17 protein-coding genes are annotated in these 25,316 nt (G+C 70.8%); 7 read left to right on the plus strand and 10 right to left on the minus strand.

Translation table 11 applies throughout. The features are described from left to right. On the minus strand, positions 1-3,543 hold the full coding sequence (metH, locus tag ACWEV3_RS12005) for a methionine synthase (protein WP_452613854.1): 3,543 nt from the start codon (positions 3,541-3,543) through the stop codon (positions 1-3). A 198-nt stretch (positions 3,544-3,741) separates the two neighbouring features. Continuing rightward, positions 3,742-6,111, minus strand: coding sequence for a lysylphosphatidylglycerol synthase domain-containing protein (locus tag ACWEV3_RS12010; protein WP_452613855.1), 2,370 nt, complete (start codon positions 6,109-6,111; stop codon positions 3,742-3,744). Between the two features lie 239 nt (positions 6,112-6,350). On the opposite strand from ACWEV3_RS12010, the gene ACWEV3_RS12015 reads away from it, so the two are divergent. Then, a complete protein-coding gene (locus ACWEV3_RS12015) occupies positions 6,351-7,244 on the plus strand; it encodes a PAC2 family protein (protein ID WP_132481062.1) in 894 nt (297 codons plus the stop codon). Positions 7,245-7,355: 111 nt separating this feature from the next. Continuing rightward, positions 7,356-8,456, plus strand: a complete 1,101-nt coding sequence (locus ACWEV3_RS12020; protein WP_452613856.1) for a chitinase — start codon at positions 7,356-7,358, stop codon at positions 8,454-8,456. A gap of 61 nt (positions 8,457-8,517) precedes the next feature. Here the strand turns inward: ACWEV3_RS12020 and ACWEV3_RS12025 are convergent, their stop codons facing one another. The 3 genes from ACWEV3_RS12025 to mshC form a co-directional block, all read right to left on the minus strand. Beyond that, a complete protein-coding gene (locus ACWEV3_RS12025; RefSeq protein ID WP_452613857.1) occupies positions 8,518-10,332 on the minus strand; it encodes a C69 family dipeptidase in 1,815 nt (604 codons plus the stop codon). A 61-nt stretch (positions 10,333-10,393) separates the two neighbouring features. Next, complete coding sequence (locus ACWEV3_RS12030) at positions 10,394-11,623, minus strand: styrene monooxygenase/indole monooxygenase family protein (protein ID WP_452613858.1); 1,230 nt, start codon at positions 11,621-11,623, stop codon at positions 10,394-10,396. A 297-nt stretch (positions 11,624-11,920) separates the two neighbouring features. Continuing rightward, entirely contained in the window at positions 11,921-13,156 is a 1,236-nt protein-coding gene (gene mshC, locus ACWEV3_RS12035; protein WP_452613859.1) for a cysteine--1-D-myo-inosityl 2-amino-2-deoxy-alpha-D-glucopyranoside ligase, read from the minus strand. A 542-nt stretch (positions 13,157-13,698) separates the two neighbouring features. Between mshC and ACWEV3_RS12040 the strand changes: the two genes are divergently transcribed. Genes ACWEV3_RS12040 through ACWEV3_RS12050 form a run of 3 tightly spaced genes read left to right on the plus strand, consistent with a single transcriptional unit; the run spans position 13,699 to position 16,594 of the window. Next, entirely contained in the window at positions 13,699-14,757 is a 1,059-nt protein-coding gene (locus tag ACWEV3_RS12040) for a quaternary amine ABC transporter ATP-binding protein (protein ID WP_452613860.1), read from the plus strand. Then, positions 14,750-15,649, plus strand: a complete 900-nt coding sequence (locus ACWEV3_RS12045) for an ABC transporter permease (RefSeq protein ID WP_452613861.1) — start codon at positions 14,750-14,752, stop codon at positions 15,647-15,649. The genes ACWEV3_RS12040 and ACWEV3_RS12045 overlap by 8 nt, the downstream gene beginning before the upstream one ends. 45 nt (positions 15,650-15,694) lie before the next feature. After that, positions 15,695-16,594 (plus strand): glycine betaine ABC transporter substrate-binding protein, encoded by a 900-nt coding sequence (locus ACWEV3_RS12050; RefSeq protein WP_452613862.1) that lies wholly within the window; start codon positions 15,695-15,697, stop codon positions 16,592-16,594. Positions 16,595-16,648: 54 nt separating this feature from the next. Here the strand turns inward: ACWEV3_RS12050 and ACWEV3_RS12055 are convergent, their stop codons facing one another. From ACWEV3_RS12055 to ACWEV3_RS12065, 3 genes are read right to left on the minus strand one after another with little or no spacing between them, the layout of a single operon-like run. Next, entirely contained in the window at positions 16,649-17,512 is an 864-nt protein-coding gene (locus tag ACWEV3_RS12055; protein ID WP_452613863.1) for an NAD(P)-dependent oxidoreductase, read from the minus strand. A 41-nt stretch (positions 17,513-17,553) separates the two neighbouring features. Then, the gene (locus ACWEV3_RS12060; RefSeq protein WP_452613864.1) at positions 17,554-18,417 is read right to left on the minus strand and encodes an NAD(P)-dependent oxidoreductase; all 864 of its coding nucleotides are present in this window, start codon (positions 18,415-18,417) and stop codon (positions 17,554-17,556) included. Positions 18,418-18,437: 20 nt separating this feature from the next. Next, positions 18,438-19,307 carry an NAD(P)-dependent oxidoreductase gene (locus tag ACWEV3_RS12065; protein ID WP_452613865.1) on the minus strand — a complete coding sequence of 290 codons (870 nt, stop codon included), beginning with the start codon at positions 19,305-19,307 and terminating at the stop codon, positions 18,438-18,440. Positions 19,308-19,470: 163 nt separating this feature from the next. Here ACWEV3_RS12065 and ACWEV3_RS12070 point away from each other — a divergent pair, with 163 nt between their 5' ends. Together ACWEV3_RS12070 and ACWEV3_RS12075 are read left to right on the plus strand one after the other, a co-directional pair. Further along, complete coding sequence (locus ACWEV3_RS12070; protein WP_452613866.1) at positions 19,471-20,094, plus strand: helix-turn-helix domain-containing protein; 624 nt, start codon at positions 19,471-19,473, stop codon at positions 20,092-20,094. A gap of 264 nt (positions 20,095-20,358) precedes the next feature. Beyond that, positions 20,359-23,499, plus strand: a complete 3,141-nt coding sequence (locus ACWEV3_RS12075; protein ID WP_452613867.1) for a BTAD domain-containing putative transcriptional regulator — start codon at positions 20,359-20,361, stop codon at positions 23,497-23,499. 4 nt (positions 23,500-23,503) lie between these two features. On the opposite strand, the gene ACWEV3_RS12080 is transcribed toward ACWEV3_RS12075, so the two are convergent. Together ACWEV3_RS12080 and ACWEV3_RS12085 are read right to left on the minus strand one after the other, a co-directional pair. After that, on the minus strand, positions 23,504-24,151 hold the full coding sequence (locus ACWEV3_RS12080) for a LuxR C-terminal-related transcriptional regulator (protein ID WP_452613868.1): 648 nt from the start codon (positions 24,149-24,151) through the stop codon (positions 23,504-23,506). Then, a complete protein-coding gene (locus ACWEV3_RS12085; RefSeq protein WP_452613869.1) occupies positions 24,136-25,233 on the minus strand; it encodes a sensor histidine kinase in 1,098 nt (365 codons plus the stop codon). The genes ACWEV3_RS12080 and ACWEV3_RS12085 overlap by 16 nt, the downstream gene beginning before the upstream one ends. Positions 25,234-25,316 lie beyond the last annotated feature (83 nt).

Consider the following 25,316-nt stretch of genomic DNA (forward strand, 5'->3'; position numbering starts at 1 on the left):
TCAGGTGTTGAAGTACTTGGCCTCCGGGTGGTGGGCGACGATCGCGTCGGTGGACTGCTCCGGGTGCAGCTGGAACTCCTCGGACAGCGTCACGCCGATGCGTTCCGGCCGCAGCAGCTCGACGATCTTGGCGCGGTCCTCCAGGTTCGGGCAGGCGCCGTAGCCGAGGGAGAAGCGGGCGCCGCGGTAGCCCAGCCGGAAGAATTCCTCCACAGTGGACGGATCTTCGGCCGCCACCGGAACGCCGGAGGCGAACAGCAGTTCCTGGCGGACGCGGCGGTGCCAGTACTCCGCCAGCGCCTCGGTGAGCTGCACCCCGAGGCCGTGGATCTCCAGGTAGTCGCGGTAGGCGTTGCGGGCGAACAGCTCGTTGGCGAAGTCGGCGATGGGCTGGCCCATCGTGACCAGTTGCAGCGGCAGCACGTCCACCTGCCCGGACGCCTCGGCGCGTTCCCGCGAGCGGAAGAAGTCCGCGAGGCACAGGTGCCGGTCGCGGGCCTGGCGCGGGAACGCGAAGCGGCAGCGCTCCGGCGCGTCCGCCGCGGGCCCGGCCAGCACGACCAGGTCGTCGCCCTCGGACACGCACGGGAAGTAGCCGTAGACCACCGCCGCGTGCTGCAGGATCCCCTCGGTGGCGAGCTGGTCCATCCAGTACCGCAGCCGCGGCCGCCCCTCCGATTCGACGAGTTCCTCGTAGGTCGGGCCGCCCTTCGCGCCGCGCAGCCCCCACTGGCCGAAGAACGTGGCCCGTTCGTCCAGGTAGGCGGAGTATTCGCCGACCGGCACGCCGCGCACCTCGCGCCCGCCCCAGAACGGCGGCGTGGGCACCGGAACGCCGGCAGCCACGTCCGAGCGGGTCACCGGCTCGGGAACGGCGGCCGCCTTGCGCTTCTCGGCGATCCGCAGCGACCGCTCCCGGCGGGCCTTTCGCTCCGCCTTCTTCGCCTCCTCCGCCTGGTCCGGGACGATCACGCCGCCGCGCTTGCGGGCCATGATGGAATCCATCAGCCGCAGGCCCTCGAAGGCGTCCCGGGCGTAGCGCACCTCGCCGCGGTAGAGCTCGTCGAGATCACCCTCCACATAGGACCGGGTCAGCGCGGCGCCACCGAGCAGCACCGGGTACTCCTCGGCCACTCCCCTGGCGTTGAGCTCCGCCAGGTTCTCCTTCATGATCATCGTCGACTTCACCAGCAGCCCGGACATGCCGATGGCATCCGCGCGGTGCTGCTGCGCGCTGTCCAGGATCGTGCCGATCGACTGCTTGATGCCGAGGTTGACCACGTTGTAGCCGTTGTTGGACACGATGATGTCGACGAGGTTCTTGCCGATGTCGTGCACGTCGCCCTTGACGGTGGCCAGCACGAGAGTGCCCTTGCCCGCGGCGGATTCCCGCTCCAGGTGCGGTTCCAGGTAGGCGACGGCGGCCTTCATGACCTCGGCGGACTGCAGCACGAACGGCAGCTGCATCTGCCCGGAGCCGAACAGCTCGCCGACGACCTTCATCCCGGCCAGCAGGTTCTCGTTGATGATCTCCAGCGGTGGCTTCTCGACCATCGCCGCGTCCAGGTCGGCTTCCAGCCCGTTGCGCTCGCCGTCGACGATCCGCCGCTCCAGGCGCTCGAACAGCGGCAGCGCCGCGAGTTCCTCGGCCCGCGACGCCCGGCTGGACTTCGCGGTCTGCCCCTCGAAGAGCTCCATCAGCTTCTGCAGCGGGTCGTAGCCCTCGCGGCGCCGGTCGTAGACCAGGTCGAGCGCGACCTCCCGCTGCTCGTCCGGGATCTTGTTCATCGGCAGGATCTTCGAGGCATGCACGATCGCCGTGTCCAGGCCCGCTTCCCGGCACTCGTTGAGGAACACCGAGTTCAGCACCTGCCGCGCCGCCGCGTTCAGTCCGAAGGAGACGTTCGAAATACCCAGCGTGGTGCGGACTTCCGGGTGCGCGCGCTTGAGCTCGCGGATCGCCTCGATGGTCTCGACGCCGTCCCGTCGGACCTCCTCCTGGCCGGTGGAGATCGGGAACGTCAGGGTGTCGATGATGATGTCCGACTCCGCCATCCCCCAGTTCGAGGTCAGGTCGTCGATCATCCGGCCGGCGACCCGCAGCTTCCAGTCCTTGGTGCGGGCCTGCCCGTCCTCGTCGATGCACATCACCACCACCGCGGCGCCGTGCTCGCGGACGAGCTCCATGACGCGGCTGTAGCGGGAATCCGGGCCGTCGCCGTCCTCGTAGTTGACCGAGTTGACCACGCACCGGCCGCCGAGGCGTTCGAGCCCGGCGCGCAGCACCGGCGGCTCGGTCGAGTCCAGCATCACCGGCAGCGTCGAGGCGGTGGCCAGCCGCGCGGCCAGCTCGGCCATGTCGGCGGCCCCGTCGCGGCCCACGTAGTCCACGCAGAGGTCGATCAGGTGCGCCCCGTCGCGGGTCTGGGCCTTGGCGATCTCGACGCAGGAATCGTATTCGCCCTCCAGCATCGCCTCGCGGAACGCCTTGGAGCCGTTGGCATTCGTGCGCTCGCCGACCACCAGCACCGACGCGTCCTGGGCGAACGGCACGGCCTGGTACAGCGAGCTGACGCCCGGCTCGGGCTGCGGCTCGCGCCGCGGCGGTGTCAGGTCGCGCACCGCCTCGACGACCTGGCGGATGTGCTCGCCGGTCGTGCCGCAGCAGCCGCCGACCAGCCGGGCGCCGTACTGCGTGACGAACTCGGCGAGCGCCTCGGCCAGCTCCTCGGGCGTCAGCGGGTACACCGCGCCGTCGGGGCCGAGCTGCGGCAACCCGGCGTTGGGCATCACCGACAGCGGCACCCGCGATTGCTTGGCCAGCTGCCGCAGGTGCTCGCTCATCTCGGCCGGACCGGTCGCGCAGTTCATCCCGATCAGGTCGATGCCCAGCGGCTCCAGCGCGGTCAGCGCGGCGGTGATCTCGGTGCCCAGCAGCATCGTGCCGGTGGTCTCCACGGTCACCTGCGCGATGATCGGCACCCGCCGCCCGGCCCGCGCCATGCCGCGCTTGGCGGCCAGCACCGAAGCCTTGGTCTGCAACAGGTCCTGCGAGGTCTCCACCAGCACGGCGTCGATCCCGCCGTCGAGCATGCCGACGGTCTGCTCCGCGTAGGCGTCGCGCAGCGCCTCGAAGGTCACGTGCCCCAGCGTCGGCAGCTTGGTGCCCGGCCCCATCGCGCCCAGCACGAACCGCGGCTGCTCGGCGGTGGCGAACTCGTCGGCGCATTCCCTGGCCAGCCGCGCGCCGCGCTCGGAGAGTTCGCGGATGCGGTCGGCGATGCCGTACTCGCCGAGGTTGGCCAGGTTCGCGCCGAAGGTGTTCGTCTCGATCGCGTCCGCCCCGGCCGCCAGGTAGCCGCGGTGCACGTCGCGCACCACGTCCGGGCGGGTGGCGTTGAGGATCTCGTTGCAGCCCTCCAGGCCCGCGAAGTCGTCGAGGCCCAGCGGCACCTCCTGCAGCATGGTGCCCATCGCGCCGTCGGCGACGAGAACCCGGCGCTCCAGCGCCTCCAGCAGCGGTGACCAGGGAGAATGCGGCATACCGACCAGCGTACGAGCGCATCCCAACCCAATTCCCACAGTGTGGTACGAGGCTCCCAGCGCCACGGGATCCCCGTCTCGTGCCCGCAATTTCCATTGAAATCGAACCTTCGATTTCAATGGAAATTGCGGGACGACCGGACCCGGAGCGGGGCGCGACGGGCCGGGGTGCCCCCGGGCGGAGCGCTTGGGGCAGGTCTAGATCAGGCCTCGGTGCTGGAGGTAGCGGAACACCGCGATGCCCGGGAGGACCGGCAGCCAGTACGTCAGCAGGCGGGAGATCAGCACTCCGGTGATCGCCGCCGTCGCCGGCACGCCCATCGCTCCGAGGCCCGCGAGCAGCACCGCCTCGACCGCGCCCAGCCCGCCGGGCGAGGGCACCAGGTGACCGAGGGTGTTGCCGATGATGAACACGACCGTCACGGCCGTCCAGGAGAAGTCCGGGTGCAGCGCGGCCAGCGACGCGGCCAGGCCCAGCCCCGACACCACGAGGTAACCCAGCGCGCCGCCGAAGAGCTGGAGCGCGCGGACCGGGTGGCGCAACGTCTCCAGCAGCTCCCGGCCGACCTCCAGCGACGGCGCGACGATCCGGCGGCGGCCGAACGGCGAGGCGATCACGGCCGCCGCGATCACCACGACCGCGGCGGCGCCGGCCAGCACCGGCCAGCCGGTCGGGATCGACAGGTTGGTGAACGTGCCGGACAGGCCGACCGCGAACACGCCGATCACGGCCACGACGAACGCCACCGCACCGGTGCCCGCCTGGTTCAGCAGCGTCACCCCGACCGCCAGCGGCCGCCGCAACCCGAGGCGTTCCATGTAGACCACGTTGATGCCGAAGAACCCGGCGCCGCCGGGCGTGGTGCGCCCGGTGAACGCGGCCGCCATCTGCACCAGGAACGTCCGCCAGAACGGCAGCGGGATCCGGCTGGAGCCCTGCACGGAGATCGACGACAGCAGGATCGCGACGAACCCGGTCACGACCGCCACCGCCAGCCAGCCCCAGTTGGCGTGCCGCACCGCCGTGAGCACCTCGCCCATGCTGGACAGTTCTGGGAGCAGCAGGTACACCGCAGCGGCGATGAGCAGCAGGCCGATCACGGTGATCGGGCGGACCGGCGAGCGGAAGCCCGGGATCGGCAGGCCCAGCCCGTCCGCCAGGGTTTCGCGCAGCTCGGCCAGCAGGAAGCGCCCGCGCTCCGCCTGGCTCCTGATGCGCCGTGGCAGCGCCGGCGGCACCAGGTTCCGCAGCGCCGCCGCGAGCTGCTCGGCCGGCAGCGCGCTGATCGCGCTTCGCACCGCGCGCTCGGTGCCGACCACCGCCGCCAGCGACACCAGCGCCTCGGCCAGGTCCTGGGCCAGGCGCGCCGCGTCCGCGCCCGCGTGGCTGAACGTGAAGCTGAGCAGCCACGGCCGGTTCTCGTCGTCCACCAGGATGTTCTTCGCACGAAGGTCGTGATGGGCGATGCGGGCCGCGGCCAGGGCCGCGAGCTGCGTCCAGATCGCCGCGAGCAGCTGGTCGTCGATCTCGGCGCCGCGCAGCTCCGACAGCCGGCGCCCGGCGATCTGGCGGACCACCAGCAGCGCGGGCGCGTGCTTGACGTCGCAGGCCAGCACGACCTGCGGGGTGCGCACGCCGGCCCGTTCGGCGAGCAGCGTCACGTAGGCCTCGTGCTCCACCTCGTGGTGCGGCGTCGACAGGTGCGGCTCGTCCTGGACGTCGAGCAGCGTGAGCAGGCGCTTGATCTTGTACCAGGGCCCGGCGCGGCGGCTCATCCGCCGCACCACCTTGGCCCGCAGCGTCCACCCCGCCGTGGTGCCCACGGCGAACTCCCGCGGCTCCAGCAGCCGGTGGCGCAGCGCGACGATCCAGGTCGGTTCCAGCCCGGCCAGCTCCAGCTCGCCCAGGATCACCTGGCCGGAGATCTTCCGCCCCGGCGCGCCCCAGACGACGTGGCAGAGCAGGCCGACGCCCCACCCCAGCAGCGCGCCGCCCACGGCGTCCAGCGGCAGGTGCCCACCGAGGTGCACCACCGCCACCCCGACCAGCACGGCGAGGGCCCACCCGAGGTACCGCGCGGTGCGGCCCAGGTAGGGCGCGGCGACCACCGCCAGCACGGTCACGATGGCCACTTCGCCCGCTGGGAACGGGAAACCGCCCGGCGGCCCGGGGAACGGCACGGGCACCGGGCGGACGCCCAGCACGTGCTGCATGAGCCCGGCCAGCGCCCACGTCGCCGCGCCCGACGCCGCGCACAGCAGCGCCACCCGGATCCAGCCGAAGTACATCGCCACCGCGGTGGCTCCGGCGATCCCGGCCCAGCCGCCGACCCAGGTGAGCACCACCCACAGCGGGTCGGTGACCGCCGGGATCCGCTCCAGCTGCTGGTAGAGGGCGAGCTCGACGGGGTTGGCGGGCACCAGGACGAGCAGCACGCTCAGCGTGAGCAGCCCGCCGACGAGGGCCAGCTGGGCCAGGTCCTTCGGGCGGCGGCCGATCGACAGCCGCAGCCGGGACTTCGGGGATATCCCGGTCCCGTCGCTCGATGACGCTCCGGTGCTGTCCACTGGCTGGATCGGCTTCCCTCGACCGCTGACACCCACGGTGACTCGGGTAAAGGGTCTGGCCCCGGCTCCCTCCCGTCAAACCGGGATGAGGATCGTTCCACCACGGCACCGCACTGCAGGCTTGGGAGAACGGTGGCTCCCGCGTGTTCGCGCGCGGCGGATGATGTTCGGCGGGGACGTCGGGCGCTCGCGTCGGCGTGGCGTCGTAGGCTGGCGCCGTGACCGATCGCGACGCACACATCACCGGACAACAGCGCGCCGAACTGCCCCCGCTGACCGACCCGATCGTCGTCAGCGCCTTCGAGGGCTGGAACGATGCAGGCGACGCCGCCAGTTCCGCGATCGAGCACCTGCAGCTCATCTGGGACGCGGAGCCGCTCAGCGAGGTGGACCCGGACCCGTACTACGACTTCCAGGTCACCCGCCCCACGGTGAAGCTGGTCGACGGCATCACCCGCCAGGTCTCCTGGCCGACCACGCGGCTGACGGTCTGCCGCCCGCCCGGCTGCGATCACGACGTGGTGCTGGTGCACGGCATCGAGCCGAACATGCGCTGGCGGGCGTTCTGCGCCGAACTCGTCGAGCAGATCGAGCGGATCGGCGCCCGCACCGTGGTCACCCTGGGCGCCCTGCTCGCGGACGCGCCGCACACCCGGCCGGTGCCGGTCAGCGGCGCGGCCTACGACACCGAGTCGGCCGCCCGCTACGGGCTGGAGCGCTCTCGCTACGAGGGCCCGACCGGGATCGTCGGGGTGTTCCAGGACGCCTGCGTGCAGGCCGGGATCCCGGCGATCTCGTTCTGGGCGGCGGTGCCGCACTACGTGTCGCAGCCGCCGTCGCCGAAGGCCACGCTGGCGCTGCTGCACCGGGTCGAGGAGGCGCTCGACGTGGAGGTGCCGCTGGGCAACCTGCCCGAGCAGGCCGAGGAGTGGGAGCAGACCGTCAGCGAGATGGCGGAGGAGGACGAGGACGTCCGCAACTACGTCCGCGCGCTGGAGGAGCGCGGGGACGCCGAGGTCAAGCTGACCGAGGCCAGCGGGGACGCGATCGCCGCGGAGTTCGAGCGCTACCTGCGCCGCCGCGGTCCGGGCGGCCCCGGCGGCAAGGGGCCGCTGGGCCCCGGCCCGGGCTGACCGGCGCCTTCGCGGCCGTTGGCGACAAATGGACTGGACCTTGACGCGAGCAATGGTCTAGTCCATTTTTTGTTGTGCCCCAGATCACTCCCGACGGATCGGAGCACTCCCATGCCACGGATGCGCACCGCGCTCGCCGCCCTGGTCGGCCTGGTCGGGCTGACGCTGCCCGCCACCGCCGCGGCCGCCCCCGAACCCGCCGCGCCGGACATCCCCGCCCACGCCCTGGTCGGCTACCTGCACGCCAGCTTCGCCAACGGCTCCGGCTACGTGCGCATCGCCGACGTGCCCGCCGAATGGGACGTCATCGACCTCGCCTTCGCCGAGCCCACCTCCCCCACCTCCGGCCGGCTGGAGTTCAACCGCTGTCCGGCCGCCGAATGCCCGAACGTCGAGACCGACGAGGAGTTCACCGCCGGCATCGAGGCCAAGCAGGCCGAGGGCAAGAAGGTGCTGCTGTCGGTCGGCGGCGCCAACGGGCAGGTCCGGCTGGAGACCGCGGGCGCGCGCGACGCCTTCGTCGAATCCGCCGCCGCGATCATCGACCGCTACGGCCTCGACGGCATCGACATCGACTTCGAGGGCCACTCGCTGGAACTCGCCCCCGGCGACACCGACCTGAAGAACCCGACCACGCCGGTCGTGGTCAACCTGATCGCCGCGCTCCGGGCGCTGAACGAGCGCTACGGCCCGGACTTCGTGCTGACCATGGCGCCGGAGACGTTCTTCGTCCAGCTCGGCTACCAGCACTACGGCGGCGGCTCCGGCGCCGACCCGCGCGCCGGCTCGTACCTGCCGGTGATCGACGCGCTGCGGGCGGACCTGGACCTGCTGCACGTCCAGAACTACAACTCGGGCCCGATCATGGGCCTGGACGACCAGTACCACACGATGGGCACCGCGGACTTCCACGTGGCGATGATCGACATGCTGCTGACCGGCTTCCCGCTGGCGAAGAACCCGGACAACGCCTTCGCGCCGCTGGCGCCGGAACAGGTCGCCATCGGCCTGCCCGCGGCCAACCCGGCGGGCAACGGCTTCACCCCGGTCCCGGAGGTCCACAAGGCGCTCGATTGCCTGCGCGCGGGCACCGGCTGCGGCCCGTACCGACCGCACGGCACCTATCCGGCCCTGCGCGGCCTGATGGCGTGGTCGATCAACTGGGACGCCTACCACGGCAACGAGTTCGCCAAGGCCCACGACGCCTACTGACCCGGGCGCCTGCCGCCGAACAGCTCGGCGGCAGGCGCCCCGGCTCACCGAATCCGGCGGATCAGGTGGTTCGGCGGCGGGCGAAGAACATCGCCGCCGCTCCGAGGGCGAGGCCCACGACCGCCGCGATCGTCACCGGGAGCCAGGGGAAGGACCGATCGGCGCGGGTGGCCGCGCGGAAGTCGGGGACCGCGTTCGGGTCGCCGACCTGGCCCTTGCGATCCACCGTGGTGCCGTCCGCCCAGCCGTTGCCCAGGTCGCAGTTGACCCGGTCCCGCGCCGAGATCGACCCCTCCGGCAGCGACATGTCCAGGCTCTCCGCCCTGGCCGTCACCCCCGGCGGCGGCTCGACCGCCGGCTTGCGGATGCCGAACTGCTCCTTGGTGCGGGCCTCGACGTCCGCCACCAGGTACTCGGTGAGGTCCAGGCCGTCCATCGCCCACTTGTTGCTCCAGTCGGTGAGCAACGCGCGGGCCCGCGGGGCATCGCCGGCCCGGTACGCCTCGGCCGCCTGCTGCTCGACGCCGCCGATCTCGCCGAGCATCTGGGCCTCGAAGCCCTCGAACGCCTTCGTGACGTCGGCGAGGAACACCTCCGGCCGGTCGCAGGTGTAGTACATGAGCCGCTTCGACTCGTAGGTGGCCGAGCGGGTCGCCTCCTGCGCCGCGTACTCCGGGCTCAGGTAGTTGGCCGCCGCCCCGGACGTCAGGTAGCGGTGCTGGCCGTACTCCGGCGGCACGGTTTCGGCACCGATGTGGAACGGGATGTACGGCGCGGTGATCGCGGCGGTGTTGGCCACCCACAGCGTCGCGAGCTCCGGATGCGCCAGATCCGCCTTCAGCTCGGCGACCTGCCCGTAACCGGAGCGGTCGTCGGACCAGCGCGGGTCGCGGACCATGCGCTGCATGTCCACCAGCGAAACCTCGCCGAGCCGCCGCAGCTCCTCCTCCAGCGTCGGCGGATGCCGCCACGGCGCCTCGTCGTCCGGGGTGGACTTGCCGGGATGGCCCGGGAACGGCGTGCCGTAGACCTGCTGGACGTTGAACGGCCTGCCGTCGGCCGGGTTCCACCAGCCCTGCTGGACCGCGAAATCGACCAGGTTCGGCGAGCCCATGTGGTCCGGGTCGTTCCGGTGGTCCACCGGGAAGTCGCCGATGTAACCCGGATAGGACACCCGCACGTCGTCGGGCCCGAGCCGCTCGGCCGCCCACAACCCCTTGCCGCCGGCGAACTCGATGAACACCCAGCCCTCGTTGGCATCGGCGAACAGGTGCGAGTTCCCGCCGTAGGTGGTGTAGCCGTACCGGTCGATCAGGTCGCCGAGGATCTGCACGGCCTCGCGCGCGGTGTGCGCCCGCTCCATCGCGATCCGCGACAGGTCGCTGTAGTTCGGCCCGGTCTGGCCGGGCGGGGTCATCTCGACCAGCTCGGGCCGCGAATCCGACCACACGTCGCGCGCCGCCACCTGGTACTCGTTCAGCCCGCCGTTGGTGAGCGGGGCCGGGAAGCCGGCGAACTCCGAGTAGTTCGAGGTGATGTACTTCGCGGTCTCCGGCACCTGCGGGATCTGCGTCAGCCGCCCCGGCAGGTCGGCCTCCTCGGTGGCGCCCACCGTGATCGTCGAGCCGGGTTCGTGCTGCTGCCGGGGCACGATCTCCAGCCAGTGGCTGGAGGGCTCGTGCCCGAACCCGCCGATCAGCGTCGCCCCGCTCTCCGTCCGGTTCTTTCCGACGTAGAAGGCGATGCTCTTGTCCGGCATCGGCCGGACCTGCCGCGGCGGCGGGGTGGCCGGATTGGCGACGGCGATCGGCGCGGCGAGCACCGCCACCGTCACCGCCAATCCGAGCGCACCGCACCGATGTCGGAGCAGCGACACGACAACCTCCTGGATCGAGATGATCAGTCGCGCCCTTTTTAGCCCAAACGGGCGAATATTCTCAACTGAGGCTGCTGAGGTACTCCTCGGCCCCGGCCGGGTCGAGGAACCAGGACTCGAAGTCCGCCGGGTCGTCGAAGCCGTTCGCGAAGCGGTTCCGGATCGCCGGGATCTCCACCGCCGCGCCGAGCAGCCGCTGCACGTGCGGCGCCGGCGGTCGCAGCATCGCGTTGCTCCACACCGTCACGTGCCGGGCGTAGTCCCAGAACCGGTCGAAGGTCTCCTGCATCCACTCGGCGTGGAACGGCCGGTCCGCCCGCCGCACGATGCTGTCCAAATAGGACTCCGCCGCCTTGCTCGCGCTGTTGACGCCCTGCCCGGTGACCGGGTCGGTGACCACCACCGCGTCCGCCATGCCCAGCACCGCGGCCCCGGAGGGCAGCCGCGCGACCGGCTTGCGCACCACCGGGGTCACCCCGCCGGCCAGGACCGCCCGGTCGTCGGTCAGCTCCGCGTCGGCGAACCGCTCGTGCTCCCACGGCAGGTGGGCCCGGAGCAGCTCCAGCATCCGCGCCCGGTGCTCGGCGGGACCCGGGCGATCGGCCCAGCAGTCCAGCGGCCCGCCCGGGACGCCCTCGAAGAACAGGATGTCGCACGGCCCGCCCTCGGTGTAGCCGGGAATGACGAAGACCTCGCCCACGCCCGGCACCGAGTTGAACCGGACCAGCCCCGAATCGTCCACATCGGACGATGGTGCGGCGCCGCGCAGGTAGGACACCGCGAGCGCCCGCTGCGGCTCGGCGAACGGGGACCACCCCGGGTCGCGCTCGAAGATGCGGCCGAGCTTCCCGGCGCCCGCCGCGACCAGCACCAGGTCGTAGCCGCGGCTCAGCTCGTCCAGGTCGGACACCTCGATGTCGCGGTACTCGACGGCGCCGCCGCGCTCGGCGAAGAGCTCCAGCCACCCGGCCATCTTCAACCGCTGGTCCACCGACTGCGCGAAGCCCGTCAGCTCGCCCCGCCAGTCCAGCACCCGGGAGCCGTCCGGGCCGCCCACCGACAGCCGCAGCCCGGTGATCTTCGGTGCCTGCTCCTCCCACAGGTTCAGGCCGTGCTCCCGTTCGTACCCGAGCGCGGTCCGGAACATGACCTGCGTGGACATCACCCGGCCGCCCCGGATCTCCGCCGGCGTCCGCGCCGAGATCAACGTCACCTCGTAGCGCAGCGCCTGCAGGCTGAGCCCCAGCTGCAACCCGGACTGTCCCGCCCCGACGATCAGGACCTTCCGCATCTCCCCGACCACCTTCCGTTGGTCTCCCCGAACTTCCGGGCGCAGCAGGCCTATTCCGCCATTCGTCGCAGCAGATTGGTCCATTGCTCCCAGTAACCGAGAAAGATCCAACCAGACGGGGTTTGCGAAGTCCATGCGGGATGCGGACTCGTTCCACGAGTGGTGCATACCACGCGCTGACCGGCTGCTTTTGCCGGATTTAACGCAAACCGGGAACCGGGTCGAACAAGTCCGCCAGAAAAGTGAGCGGAAGCCGGACAATCGGCTTCCGCTCACTCTCCGTGTTGATCGTCGGTTCTAGAGCTCGACGCCGAGCAGCGCGTCGACGGCGGCGCGGATCAGCCCCGGCGCGCCGCGGTCGGAACCACCGGCGGTCAGCGCCTCGTCCGCCCAGGCGTCGATCGCGCGCAGCGCCTGCTGGGTGTCCAAGTCGTCGGACAGCCGCTCGCGCAGCCGCGCGACCGCCTGCTCCGCCGCCGGAGCCGACTCCAGCGCGACGGCCTCCCGCCAGCGCGCCAGGCGCGCGGCGCCGCCGGTCAGCGCGTCCGCCGTCCACTCGCGGTCGGCGCGGTAGTGGCCGTCCAGCAGCGCCAGCCGGATGGCCATCGGATCCACCCGGTCGCCGCGCAGCCGCGACACGAACACCAGGTTGCCCTTGGACTTCGACATCTTCTCGCCGTCCAGGCCGACCATCCCGGCGTGCACGTAGTGCTTGGCGAACGGGAACTCGCCGGTGAGCGATTCGGCGTGCGCGGCGCTGAACTCGTGGTGCGGGAAGATCAGGTCCGAGCCGCCGCCCTGCACGTCGAAACCGAGCCCGAGCCGGTTCAGCGCGATCACCGAGCACTCCAGGTGCCAGCCGGGCCGGCCGGCGCCGAGCTCGGACTCCCAGGACGGCTCGCCGTCGCGGGCGGCCCGCCACACCAGCGCGTCCAGCGGGTGCTCCTTGCCGCCGCGGTCCGGGTCGCCGCCGCGCTCGGCGAAGAAGGCGCGCATGGTCGCGTCGTCGTAGTTGGACTCGTAGCCGAAGCGGCCGGAGGCCTGGTGCCGGAAGTAGATGTCGGGGTACTCGTCGTCGACCCGGTAGGCCGCGCCGGAGGCCAGCAGCTTGCCGACGGCCTCGACGATCTCCGGGATCGACTCGACCGCGCCGACGAAGTCCGCCGGCGGCACCACCCGCAGCGCCGCCATGTCCTCGCGGAACAGCGCCGTCTCGCGCATCGCGAGCACGATCCAGTCCTCGCTGTCGCGCTCGGCGCGCTCCAGCAGCGGATCGTCGATGTCGGTGACGTTCTGCACGTAGTGCACCTGGTGACCGTTGTCCAGCCAGACCCGGTGGACCAGGTCGAACGCCAGGTAGGTCGCGGCGTGGCCGAGATGGGTCGCGTCGTACGGCGTGATGCCGCAGACGTACATCCGCGCGACGGGCCCGGGTTCGGTGGGCCTGATCTCACCGGCGGCGGTGTCGAAGAGGCGCAGGGGGCTTGGTGTGCCCGGCACCTGAGGCACGGGAACCGATGACCAGGGTTGCATGCATCCGACCTTAAACGTCCGGGACCGGTGGACGCCCCCACCCGGGTCATCGGCAGTATCACATCGTGGGAAGATCGGCAGCTCACCGACGCGGCCACCGGAAACCAGATCTTGTCGGAACTATTCGGATTCCAGTCAGGAACTTACCAAATCCGGGCCCCGGAAAAGATCAATTAACAGCCCGGGGAAACCGGTCGAAACAACACATATCCACCCACCTTGATCATTTGAAACCGCCGCTTCGCAACGACGGCGACAAGGTGGGATCATTCAGTTGGAAAAGTTGAATATTCGCACGTCAGAGCACTGAAGAATACCCAGCCATCCGGCCTCGAACTCGAAAAAGAACGCCCGTACCGCGATCAGTTCCGCGCCCGAATGACTGGACAAGCCCAACTCGCTACGTATGATCAATGCCCGCACGAAAGGACTCGAACGCGAATCCGCGGCCCGCCTGAATTGATCGGCCGGATCCGGCGATTCACGCGGCCCCCGGCGCCCGGGCGGAGCTCCCGGCACCGGCGAAGCAGTGGAGGCGATCGGTGACATCGGTACGCGTGGAACGGCTCTACAAGATCTTCGGGCCGCAACCGACGGAGCTCGTTCGCCGCCTGGAGGCGGGAGCCGACCAGGAGGAGATCAAGGCGGCGGGCGCCACCGCCGCGGTGGTGGACGCGTCGTTCGACGTCAAGGAGGGCGAGACCTTCGTCGTCATGGGGCTGTCCGGCTCCGGCAAGTCGACGCTGATCCGGATGCTCAACGGGCTGCTCACGCCCACCTCGGGCAGCGTCCTCGTCGACGACGAGGACATCACCGGGATGTCCGCCGCGGCGCTGCGCGCGATGCGGCAGCAGAAGATGAGCATGGTCTTCCAGCACTTCGCCCTGTTCCCGCACCGCACGGTGCTGGACAACGCGGGCTACGGGTTGCAGATCCGAGGCGTGAGCAAGACCGAGATCGCCGAACAGGCGCGCGAAGCGCTCGACCTGGTGGGTCTGGAGGGCTGGGAGGAGCGCTACCCGCAGCAGCTCTCCGGCGGCATGCGGCAACGCGTCGGGCTCGCCCGCGCCCTGGCGGCGCAGACCGACGTGCTGCTGATGGACGAGGCGTTCAGCGCGCTGGACCCGCTGATCAAGCGGGAGATGCAGGACCAGCTGCTCAACCTCAACGCCAAGCTCGGCAAGACCATCATCTTCATCACCCACGACCTGAACGAGGCGATGCGCCTCGGCGACCGCATCGCGATGATGCAGGCGGGCCGGATCGTGCAGATCGGCACCGCCGAGCAGATCCTCAACGAGCCCGCGGACGACTACGTCGCCACGTTCGTCAAGGACGTCGACCGCAGCCGGGTGCTCACCGCGGCATCCATCGCCGAGCCGCCGGGCACCACGCCGCCCGACGGGGAACCGGTGCCCGCCGACACCCCGATGAAGGACCTGTTCGCGCGGATGAGCGCCCGCGCGGCACCGATCCCGGTGGTCGACGAGCAGCAGCGGGTGATCGGCGTGGTCACCCCGGCCGCGGTGTTCGAGGCCCTGTGCCGCGAGGTCAGGGCGCCCGGCGCCGGGCCAGCGATCGAGGAGGCGTCCGATGTCTGAGGCACTCCGGCTCGCGGCCGAGTTCGAGCTGCCGCGAATCCCCATCGGCGACATGTTCACGGCCCTGGTCGACTGGCTGAACAACAACATCGGCCCGGTGTTCGACTTCATCACGCTGGTGGTCGTCTCGGCCGTCAACGGCCTGACCTACGCGCTGACCTTCCTGCCCGAGCTGGCCATGGTGCTGGTGTTCAGCGCGCTGGCGCTGTGGCTGCGCAGCTGGCGGTTCGCGCTGTTCAGCCTGATCGGCTTCGGCCTGATCGCGAGCATGCGGGAGTTCACCGCCGCGATGCAGACCCTGTCGCTGGTGCTGGTGGCCAGCGTCATCGCCGTGCTGATCGGCATCCCGGTCGGCATCCTCGCGGCGCGCAGCGCGCGGGTCAGCATGGTCGTGCGGCCGGTGCTGGACCTGATGCAGACCATGCCCGCCTTCGTCTACCTGATCCCGGCGATCCTGTTCTTCAACATCGGGACGACGCCGGGCGTGGTGGCGACCGTGGTGTTCGCGCTGCCGCCGGGCGTCCGGCTCACCGAGCTGGGCATCCGGCAGGTGGACAAGGAGGTCGTCGAGGCCGGAGAGGCGTTCGGCGCGCCCGAGCGCAAGATCCTCACCGGCATCCAGCTGCCGCTCGCGATGCCGTCGATCATGGCGGGCATCAACCAGGTGATCATGCTGTCGCTGTCGATGGTGGTCATCGCGGGCATGGTCGGCGCCCAGGGCCTGGGCACCGACATCTACCAGGCGGTCACCCGGGTCCAGCTGAGCCTGGGCTTCGAGGCCGGCCTGTCGGTGGTGATCCTCGCGGTCTACCTGGACCGGATCACCGCGGTGCTGTCGGACCGCTCGCCGGTGGCGCGGGCGGAGCACCGGGCGGCGGCCAAAGCAAAGTGAGGCGGCCCGCCTCCGGCGCAGTTGTCGCAGAAAGGCAGGGCACGAATGTCGACCGGAAGAAGATCCCGAAAGCTGTTCGCTCTCCTCGCCGCGCTGGCCGCCCTGGTGCTGGTCGTCGCGGGGTGCGGCGGCCGCGAAGCGCAGACCGGCCAGCAGGCGAAGGCGATCAACATCGGCTTCATCGCGTGGGACGAGGACATCGCCGTCACCCACCTGTACAAGGTTCTCCTGGAGCAGAAGGGCTACAAGGTCAACGCCCAGGAGCTGGAGGCCGGGCCGATGTACGCCGGGCTCGCGCAGGGCAACATCGACCTGTTCCTGGACGGCTGGCTGCCGCAGACGCACGCCGACTACTGGAAGCAGTACGGCCCGCAGCTGGAGGACCTCAACGTCTGGTACGACCAGGCGACGCTGAACATCGCGGTGCCCAAGTACATGACCGACTTGAACTCGATCGCCGACCTCAAGGGCCGCGGCCCGGAGTTCGGCGGCGTGATCACCGGCATCGACCCGGGCGCCGGGTTGACCCGCATCACCAAGGACAACGCGATCCCGGCCTACGGCCTCGGCGGTGAGTACACCCTGCAGACCTCGTCGACGACGGCGATGCTGGCGGCCCTGGAGAAGGCCACCAAGGACCAGAAGCCGATCGTGGTCACGCTGTGGCACCCGCACTGGGCCTACGCCCGGTACCCGATCAAGGACCTGCAGGACCCGCTGGGCGCGATGGGCCAGGCGGAGCAGATCCACGCGATCGGCCGCCAGAACTTCAGCCGGGACTTCCCCGAGGTCACCGAGATGGTCAAGAAGTTCAAGCTGGACGACGCTCAGCTGGCGTCGCTGGAGAACACGATCAACAGCGCCGAGAAGGGCAAGGAGGACGACGCGGCGCGGAAGTGGGTGTCGGAGAACCAGGCCGTGGTGGCCAACTTCTTCACCCCCTGAAGCCACTGCGAGCGAAAGGCCGGTGGGCGCGACCACCGGCCTTTCGCATTGCCGCTACTGGGGATTCCGGATGCCGTCGATGAGGCTGGTCCAGTTGTCGCCGCCCTTCCCGGCGGCGATGGCCCGGTCGTAATGCGCCTTGATCGCGCGCGGCAGGTCGAGATCGATGCCCGCGGCCTCGCTGGCGGCCAGGATGTGGTCGGCGGTCGCGCCCATCATCTTGGCGGTGCTCAGGTGGCCGGGGTGCTCGCCGCTGTCGACCTGCTCGGCGGATTCCGGCAGGAAGTGGGCGGCGAGCTGGAGCACCTTCGCCGCCCACGGCGCGAACTCCTTCGCCGGCACGCCCGCCGAGCCGAGCAGCGCGGCGCCGTGCATGAAGGCCGACAACGCGGTCAGGAAGACGTCCAGGTTGGCCTGGTAGAACAGCTGCGCCAGGCCGGGATCATCGCCCATGTAGTGGGCTTCCCCGATGCGCCGCAACGTCTTCTCGTGCGCGTCGTAGACGTCCTTCGGCCCGCTGTAGTACACGTAGGACGCTTCGGTGCCGACCACCGGGGCGGGCACCATGACGCCGCCGGTGAGGAATCGGGCACCGCGCTGCTCGGCCCACGCAGCCGCCTCGCGGGTCTTCTCCGGGGTGTCCGAGCTGAGGTTGACGATCACTTTGCCGCCCAGGTCCTCGACCGGCCCCAGGATGTCGTACATCGCCTGGTAGTCGGTGAGGCTCAGGATCACTATGTCGCCGGCCCCCACGGCTTCGGCGGGGGTGGCGGCGCGCACGGCACCGCGCGCGACCACGTCGTCCGCACGGCTCGCCGTCCGGTTCCACACCGTCACCGGATGCCCGCCATCGAGCAGGGCCCCTACCATCGCCTGCCCCATCGGACCCAATCCGATCAGGGTGACGTGCTCATTCATGTTGTGCTCCGAGGAGATTTCGTTGGGATGTTGCGAAGGGATCACGCGGGTCGGCGGATCCCGTCGATGAGCCGGGTCCAGCTGTCGCCGCCCTTCCCGGCGGCGATGGCCCGGTCGTAATGCGCCTTGATGGCGCGCGGGAGTTCGAGGTCGATGCCCACGGCCTCGCTGGCGGCCAGCAGGTGATCGGCGCTCGCCCCCATCATCCGGGCGGTCCCCAGGTCTCCGGGGTGCTCCCCGCGGTCGATCTGCTCGGCGGCGGACGGCAGCAGGAACGAGTTGGTGTTCAGGTTCTCCACCGCCCAGGGCAGGAAGTCCTGCGCGGACACCCCGGCCGAGCCCACCAGCGCGGTGGCGTGCAGGTACGCCGCCAGGCTCACCAGGAAGAGATCGATGTGCGCCAGGTAGAACAGCTGCGCCAGGCCGGGATCCTCGCCCACGTGGTGCGGTTTCCCGATCAGCCGCAACGTCTGCTCGTGGGCCTCCAGGAGTTCCGCCGGCCCGCTGTAGAACACCTTGGCCGCCTCGGTGCCGACGATCTCCGCGGAGGCCAGCACGCCGCCGGTGAGGAAAGCGCCGCCGCGCTGCCGAACCCACTGCGCCGCCTCGCGGGACTTGTCCGGGGTGTCCGAGCTGAGGTTGACGATCACCTTGCCGCCCAGGTCCTCGACCGGACCCAGGATGTCGTACATCGCCTGGTAGTCGGTCAGGCTCAGGATCACCAGCTCACCGGCCGCGACAGCCTCGGCAGGAGTTGCGGCGCGCACGGCACCGCGCGCGACCACATCGTCCGCACGGCTCGCCGTCCGGTTCCACACCGTCACCGGATGCCCGCCGTCGAGCAACGCCCTGACCATCGCCTGCCCCATCGGCCCCAGACCGATCAGGGTGACGTGCTGATTCATGTTGTGTTCCAAGGAGATCGTCACTTCTTGAGGAGTTCGATGACGCCGGTGAGGTCTTCGTGGGCGTGACCGCCGGCGACGCGGCGCTGCATCAGGGCGTGCAGCGGCGCGAGGAGTTCGGCGCTGATGCCCGCCTCGTCGGCGGCCGTGAAGTGGTTGACGTACGCGGCTTCCTGCATGCCGAGGTTGGAGACGACGTCCTTGCCGTAGTCGCCCGAGTCGATCTGCTCGGCCGCGCCGAGCGGCCACCCGCTCATGGTCTGCAGCCACCGGTTCAGCAGCGGCGCGAACTCGCGCGCCGACGCGCCTGCCGAACGCACCAGGGCGAAGGCGTGCAGGGCGCCGCTGATCATCCCGTACATGCCGCTGAGCAGGGCGAGGTCTTGCAGCGCGGCGGAGCCCGGATCGTCGCCGAGGTAGTTGCTCTCGCCGAAGGCGTCCAGCACCGGCCGCGCGGCGTCGAAGGTCCCGCTCGGCCCGCTGTAGAGCACGAACGCCGCCGGTGTGGCGATCATCGGCGGGACGGCCATGATGCCGCCATCGAGGTAGTCGGCACCGTGATCAGCGGCCCAGGCGGCCATCTCGCGTGCCTGGCCCGGGGTGCCGTTGGTCAGGTTGACCAGTGTGCGCCCGGCCAGCACGTCGGTGTGCGGGGCCAGCACCTGGCCGACCGAGTCGTAGTCCAGCAGGCAGACGATCACCAGCCGGCTCGCGAGAACCGCGTCGGCGGCCGTGTCCGCGCGGACGGCGCCCTTGGCCACCAACGGATCGGCCTTGGCCGCGGTGCGGTTCCACACGGTCACCCGGTGACCGGCGGCGAGCAGCGCCTCGGCCAGCGCCGCGCCCATGTCACCGAGCCCGAGGACGCTCACTGCTTTCTGGTCGGTCATCTCGCTCCCTTTCGTCGACATCAACCCTGCTGGGGGCCGCGCACGAACCGCGCACGGTCGGCTGGGGGTGTGAACTGTTCGATGGAAGGTGTCAAGATGCGGGTGATGTGATGGTTTGGTAGATCTCAGGGCTTGTCGGTGCCCGCCGGTACTGTTCCCGGTGATGAGCACGGTGTTGCAGGCTTACCGGTTCGCGCTGGACCCGAACCCTGACCAGGAGTCGGCATTGCGGTCGCATTGTGGTGCGCAGCGGTTCGCGTTCAACTGGGGGCTGGCGCGCATCAAAGCCAACCGTGATCAGCGGAAAGCCGAAGCATCGTACGGCCTGGGCGGGGATGAGTTGACGCCGTCTGTGAGCTGGTCGGCCTACAGCTTGCGGAAGGACTGGAACCAGGCCAAGGATGCGGTTGCGCCGTGGTGGCAGGAAAATTCGAAGGAGACGTACTCGTCTGGCCTGGCCAATCTGGCGACCGCGCTGAAGAACTGGGGCGACTCGAACACGGGAAAGCGCAAAGGCCGCAAGCTCGGGTTCCCGAGGTTCAAGGGTAAGCGGGCTGGGTTGTCATGCCGGTTCACCACCGGCAGCTTCGGTCTCGCCGACCACGACCGGCGGCATGTGAAGCTGCCTCGCATCGGGGTGGTGCGCACGCACGAGTCCACTCGCAAGCTCGCTCGCCACGTGGAGCGAGGGAGGGCACGGATCCGGTCGGCGACGGTGTCGTACCGGGCGGGGCGTCGGCATGGCCGAACTCCGACGCCTGGTCGAGTACAAAGCCTCCTGGGATGAGCATGGATCGTGACCTCAACGCGGCCCACAACCTCGCCAAGCTTGCTGAGACCACGACGTCCTCCCCGAGTTGCGGGGCGACGGTAAACGAGCCCGATGGAAACCGACACAAGACCCGCAATGCGCGGGCAGCCGGTATCGCCACGGGAAGACCCGCGCCGAACAAGCTCGGGCCAACGTCGGCACCGCAAGGTGTCGGCTCACAACGCGTTTAAACACGTCTCGTGAACGGTGCCGTCACGGGCGCGGACTAACGTTGTGGACGTGCGTTTCGGAGTGCTGGGCCCGCTGGAGGTGCGGACCGCCGACGGCGAGGCCGTCGCGGTGCCGGAGGCGAAGGTCCGTGCCCTGCTCGCGGCGCTGCTCGCGCACGACGGGCCGGTATCGGCGGACCGGTTGATCGACGACCTGTGGGGCGTCGAGCCGCCCGGCAACCCGACGAACACGCTGCAGACGAAGGTCTCCCAGCTGCGCAAGGCCATCGGCAGGGGCCTGGTGACCTACCGCTCCCCCGGGTACGCGCTGGTCATCGAGCCGGACGCGGTGGATGCGCACCGCTTCCGCCGCCTCGTCGCGCAGGCCCGCGAGACCGCCGCCCCGGAGGCACGCCGGACGCTGCTGGCCGACGCGCTGGCGCTGTGGCGGGGTCGCGCGTTCGCCGAGTTCGCCGACGAGCCGTTCGCGCAGGCCCCCATCCAGCGGCTGGCCGAAGAACGCCTCGCCGCGCTGGAGGAGTTCGCCGAAACCCGGCTGGAGCTGGGCGAACACGCCGCGCTCGCGGGCGAGCTCGGCGAGCTGGTGAGCGCGCATCCGCTGCGCGAGCGGCTGCGCGCGGTGCACGTGCGGGCGCTGTACCGCGCCGGACGGCAGGGCGAGGCGCTGGCGAGCCTGGCGGACCTGCGGGAGCGGCTGGCCGACGAGCTGGGCGTCGACCCGAGCCCGGAACTGGCCGAGCTGCTGCAGGCCGTCCTGACGCAGGACGCCGCGCTCGCCGCCCCCGCCGCGCCGGTGCACGACCTGCCGGTGCCGGTCACCGACCTGGTCGGCCGCGACCGGGAGTTCGCCCAGGTCAAGGCGTTGCTGAGCACGTCACGGCTGGTGACGTTGACCGGGCCCGGCGGGGTGGGCAAGACGCGGCTGGCCATCGAATCGGCCCGCAGCGCGGCGTTCCGCGACGGCGTGCGGCTCGTCGAGCTGGCCGGCATCCGGGCCGATGGGGACGCGACGTGCTCGCTGGAGCACGCCGTGCTGGCGGAGCTGGACGTGCAGGAAACCGGAGCGGCGCCCGTCGCACCCGCCGATCCGCTCGTCGATGCGTTGCGCGGCAAGGAGATCCTGCTCGTCCTCGACAACTGCGAGCACCTGATCATCGGCGCCGCCGGGATGGCCGCGCGCCTGCTGCGGGCGCTGCCCGGGTTGCGGATCCTCGCCACGAGCCGGGAGGCGCTCGGCATCTCGGGCGAGACGCTGCTCCCGGTGCCGCCGCTGGACGTTCCGCCGCCCGGATCCGGGCTCGACGACGTGCGGGCATCGGGCGCGGTGCGGCTGTTCACCGCTCGCGCCGCCGCGGCGTCTCCGGGCTTCGACGTCGACGGCGACAACGCCGCATCAGTGGCCGCGATCTGCCGCCGGCTGGACGGCATCCCGCTGGCCCTGGAGCTGGCCGCCACCCGGGTTCGCGCACTCGGCGCGAAGACCCTGTTGTCCAGACTGGACGATCGATTCGCACTGCTCACGTCCGGCCACCGCGATGCCCCCGAGCGGCAGCGGACGTTGCAGGCGGTGATCGACTGGAGCTGGCGCCTGCTGCCGACAGCCGAGCGAACGGTGTTGCGCCGCCTGGCCATCCATCGCGATGGATGCACTTTGGACAGTGCCGAAGCGGTGTGCTCCGGTGACGGCGTTCGGCCCACCGAGGTGCTGGACCTGCTGGCGCGGCTCGTGGACCGGTCGCTGGTGGTCGCGACCGAAACACCCGCCGGAGGTCGCCGGTATCGCCTGCTGGAATCGGTTGCGGCGTACTGCCTGGAGCGGCTGGAAGAGGCCGACGAGCACGAGACCCTCCGCCAGCGGCACAACGAGCACTACCTGGCGCTGGCGGAGCGAGCGGACCCGAACTTGCGCGGCCGCGAACAACGGCACTGGCTGGAGCGGCTCGACGCGGAGGCGGCGAACCTGCGGGCGACGCTGGACGACGCCGTCCAGCACTCCACCGAGGTGGCGTTGCGGCTGGTCAACGCGTTGTTCTGGTACTGGTTCCTGCGCGGCAGGCTCAGCGAGGCCAAGCGCTCGCTGGCCGCGGCCCTCGCGACGGGCGGCGGCGGAGAAACGCGGGCGAAGACGGCGGCCTGGTACGCCGGGATAGGACTGCTGACCGGGGAACCCGTCGAAGAGGTCGACGCGTGGCGGAACATCACCGATCCCACGGACCGCGCCCGCGCGCGGTGGTTCCTCATCCACGCGAGGACCACCGTCGCCGACCTCTCCAGCACCGAACGCGACGTGGACGAGCTGGTGGCGGAGTTCGCCGAGCTGGACGACCGCTGGGGCCTCGGCGTCGCGCTCAGCGACCGGACGACGCACCAGATGACGCGCGGCGACCTGGCTGCGGCGAAGCGGGATGCCGAGCGCAGCGCCGAACTCTTCCAAGAGCTGGGCGACAGCTGGGGCCTGGCGCAAGCGTCGTACGGGCTCGGCACGGTCGCCGGGATCACCGGCGACTACGCGAGCGCCGAGCGCCATCACGCCGAGGCGCTGCGCGGCGCGGAAGCCCTCGGCCTGTGGGCGGAGGTGGCCTACCAGACGTCCTGGCTGGGCCGCGTCGCGCTGCTCAGGCACGACTACGCGCGGGCGCGCGAGCTGCACACCCGCGCGATGCGCGTGGCCGCCGAGCGCGGCTTCACCCCGGCGGAGATGTACGCGGAAACCGGCTTGGCGCTGGGCGCGCGCCGCGAAGGCAGGTTCGACGAGGCGGAGCGGCACCTGCGCAGGGTGCTCGAATGGCACCGCCGCGTGGAGTTCGAGCCGGGTAACGCCCTGATCCTGGCCGAACTCGGCTTCGTCGCCGAAGAACGCGGAAACGCCGAGCAGGCCCGCGAACTGCACCTGTCGGCCTACCGGATCGCCAGCCGGGGCACCGACCCCCGGGCGATCGCCCTGACGCTGGAAGGCCTGGCAGGCGCCGAAGCCCTGGCCGACAACGCGACAGCGGCAGCCCGCCTCCTCGGTGCCGCCGCGGCAGCGCGCGACTCCGTCCGCACGCCGCTCCCGCCCGCGGAACGCCTGGACGTCGACCGGATCGAGTCCGCCGCCCGGAAATCCCTGGGCGACGAGGCATTCGACGCCGAGTACGCCAGCGGATCCGCAGTGCCGTTTGCCGACGTCGACGTCTTGGTCGGCGGCTGACCGTTCACACTGACTGGAGGAAGGCCAGGACCGCTAGGACGCGGCGGTTGTGGTCCTCGGTGGCCGGCAGCCCGAGCTTGCCGAAGATGTTGTTGGTGTGCTTGCTGACTGCCTTGTCCGACACGTGAAGGCGATGCGAGATCGCCCGGTTCGACAGGCCTTCGGCCACCAGTGCCATCACCTCGCGCTCGCGGGGCGTGAGCGCGTCGACCGGATCGTCGCGCCGGGGGCGCGCGAGCAGCTGGGAGATCACCTCGGGGTCCATCGCGGTCCCGCCCTCGGCGACCCGGCGCACCGCGTCGACGAAGTGCCGCACGTCGCCGATCCTGTCCTTGAGCAGATAACCGATCCCGCCGGAGCGATCGGAGAGCAGCTCGCGCGCGTAGAGCTGCTCGACGTGCTGCGAGAGGATCAGGATCGGCAGCGCGGGGTTCTCGCGACGCGCGTCGAGCGCCGCACGCAGTCCCTCGTCGGTTTGCGTGGGTGGTAGGCGCACGTCGACCACCGCCACGTCCGGCTGGTGCCTGCGCAGAGCGTCGAGCAGCATCGGCGCGTTGTCCACGGCGGCGACGACCTGGAAATCGTGCGCTTCGAGCAACCTGGTCAGCCCGTCCCGCAGCAGTGCCAGGTCTTCGGCTAGGACGACGCGCACGGCACCTCCATGGTGAACTCGCTCGGCCCGCCCCTCGGGCTGCTGATCGTCAGCTTGCCATCGAAAGCGGCGAGCCTGCGTTCGATCCCGTGCAGTCCGGCGCCTGCGGTGAGCTCCGCCCCACCCCTGCCGTCATCGGTGACGACCACCCGGATCCTGGCGGCGCCGCCGGTCAGCCGGATCACCGCGCCGTTGGCGCCGCTGTGCTTGGCGATGTTGACGAGCAACTCCGTGGTGGCGAAGTACAAGGCGGATTCGACGGGCGCTTCGGGTCGGCCGGCGAGCTCGGCGTAAACCCGGACCGGCACCGGGCAGCGCAACGCCGCCGCCTCGATCCCGCCGGTCAGGCCGCGTTCGGCGAGCACCGGCGGGTGGATGCCGCGCACCAGCGTGCGCAGATCGTCGAGCGCCTGCCCCGCCGACTCGTACGCCTCGGCGAGGAATTCCCGCAGTTGCGCGGGATCCGAGCAGTCCTGCGCCATGCCGAGCGACATCCGGAGCGCCACCAGCCGCGCCTGCGCACCGTCGTGCAGGTCCCGCTCGATCCGCCGCAGTTCGGAGGCGCGCGCGTCCACCGTTTCCGCACGCGACTCCGCCAGTTCCGCGACGCGCCTGGCCAACTGGGACGGGCTCAGCAACCAGTCGGTCAGCAGGGCCAGCAGGCGCGCGAACCGGTGTGCCAGCAACCAGCCGAACGCCACCAGGACGGCCAGGACCGCGGTCTCGGCCAGGCTCACGCGGCCATCGGATGCGGCCGCGAACAGCACGGGCATGGCGACGACGGTGAGCACCGCGCCGAAGCACAACGGCGCGAGGATGCCGAAAGCGCCTGCCCAGCGGAGCGGGCCGTGCGTGTCCTCGGCCTGCTTGCCCAGCACTCGGGCCGACCACGCATGCTGGTTTCGCGCGAGGTCCTGGATCAGGACCAACGCGCTGCGGCGAGCGGTGTCGCCGGTGCCGAACAGGCGCTTCGCCGCCGCGAGGAGGCCGACGGAGATCAGCAACGCCAGCAGCGCCACCCCCTTCAGCGCGAGGGCGAGCAGCACTTCCGGAGCCGCAAGCCGTGTCCGCAGCGCGCTCATGCGGTCCCCCGATTCCCAGTGCCGTCGGCTCGATCAAGGCGACCCTACCGCCGGGATTCGCCGTGCACGGTAGGGAAAAACCT

It is taken from the genome of Saccharopolyspora sp. NPDC003752, assembly GCF_053605825.1.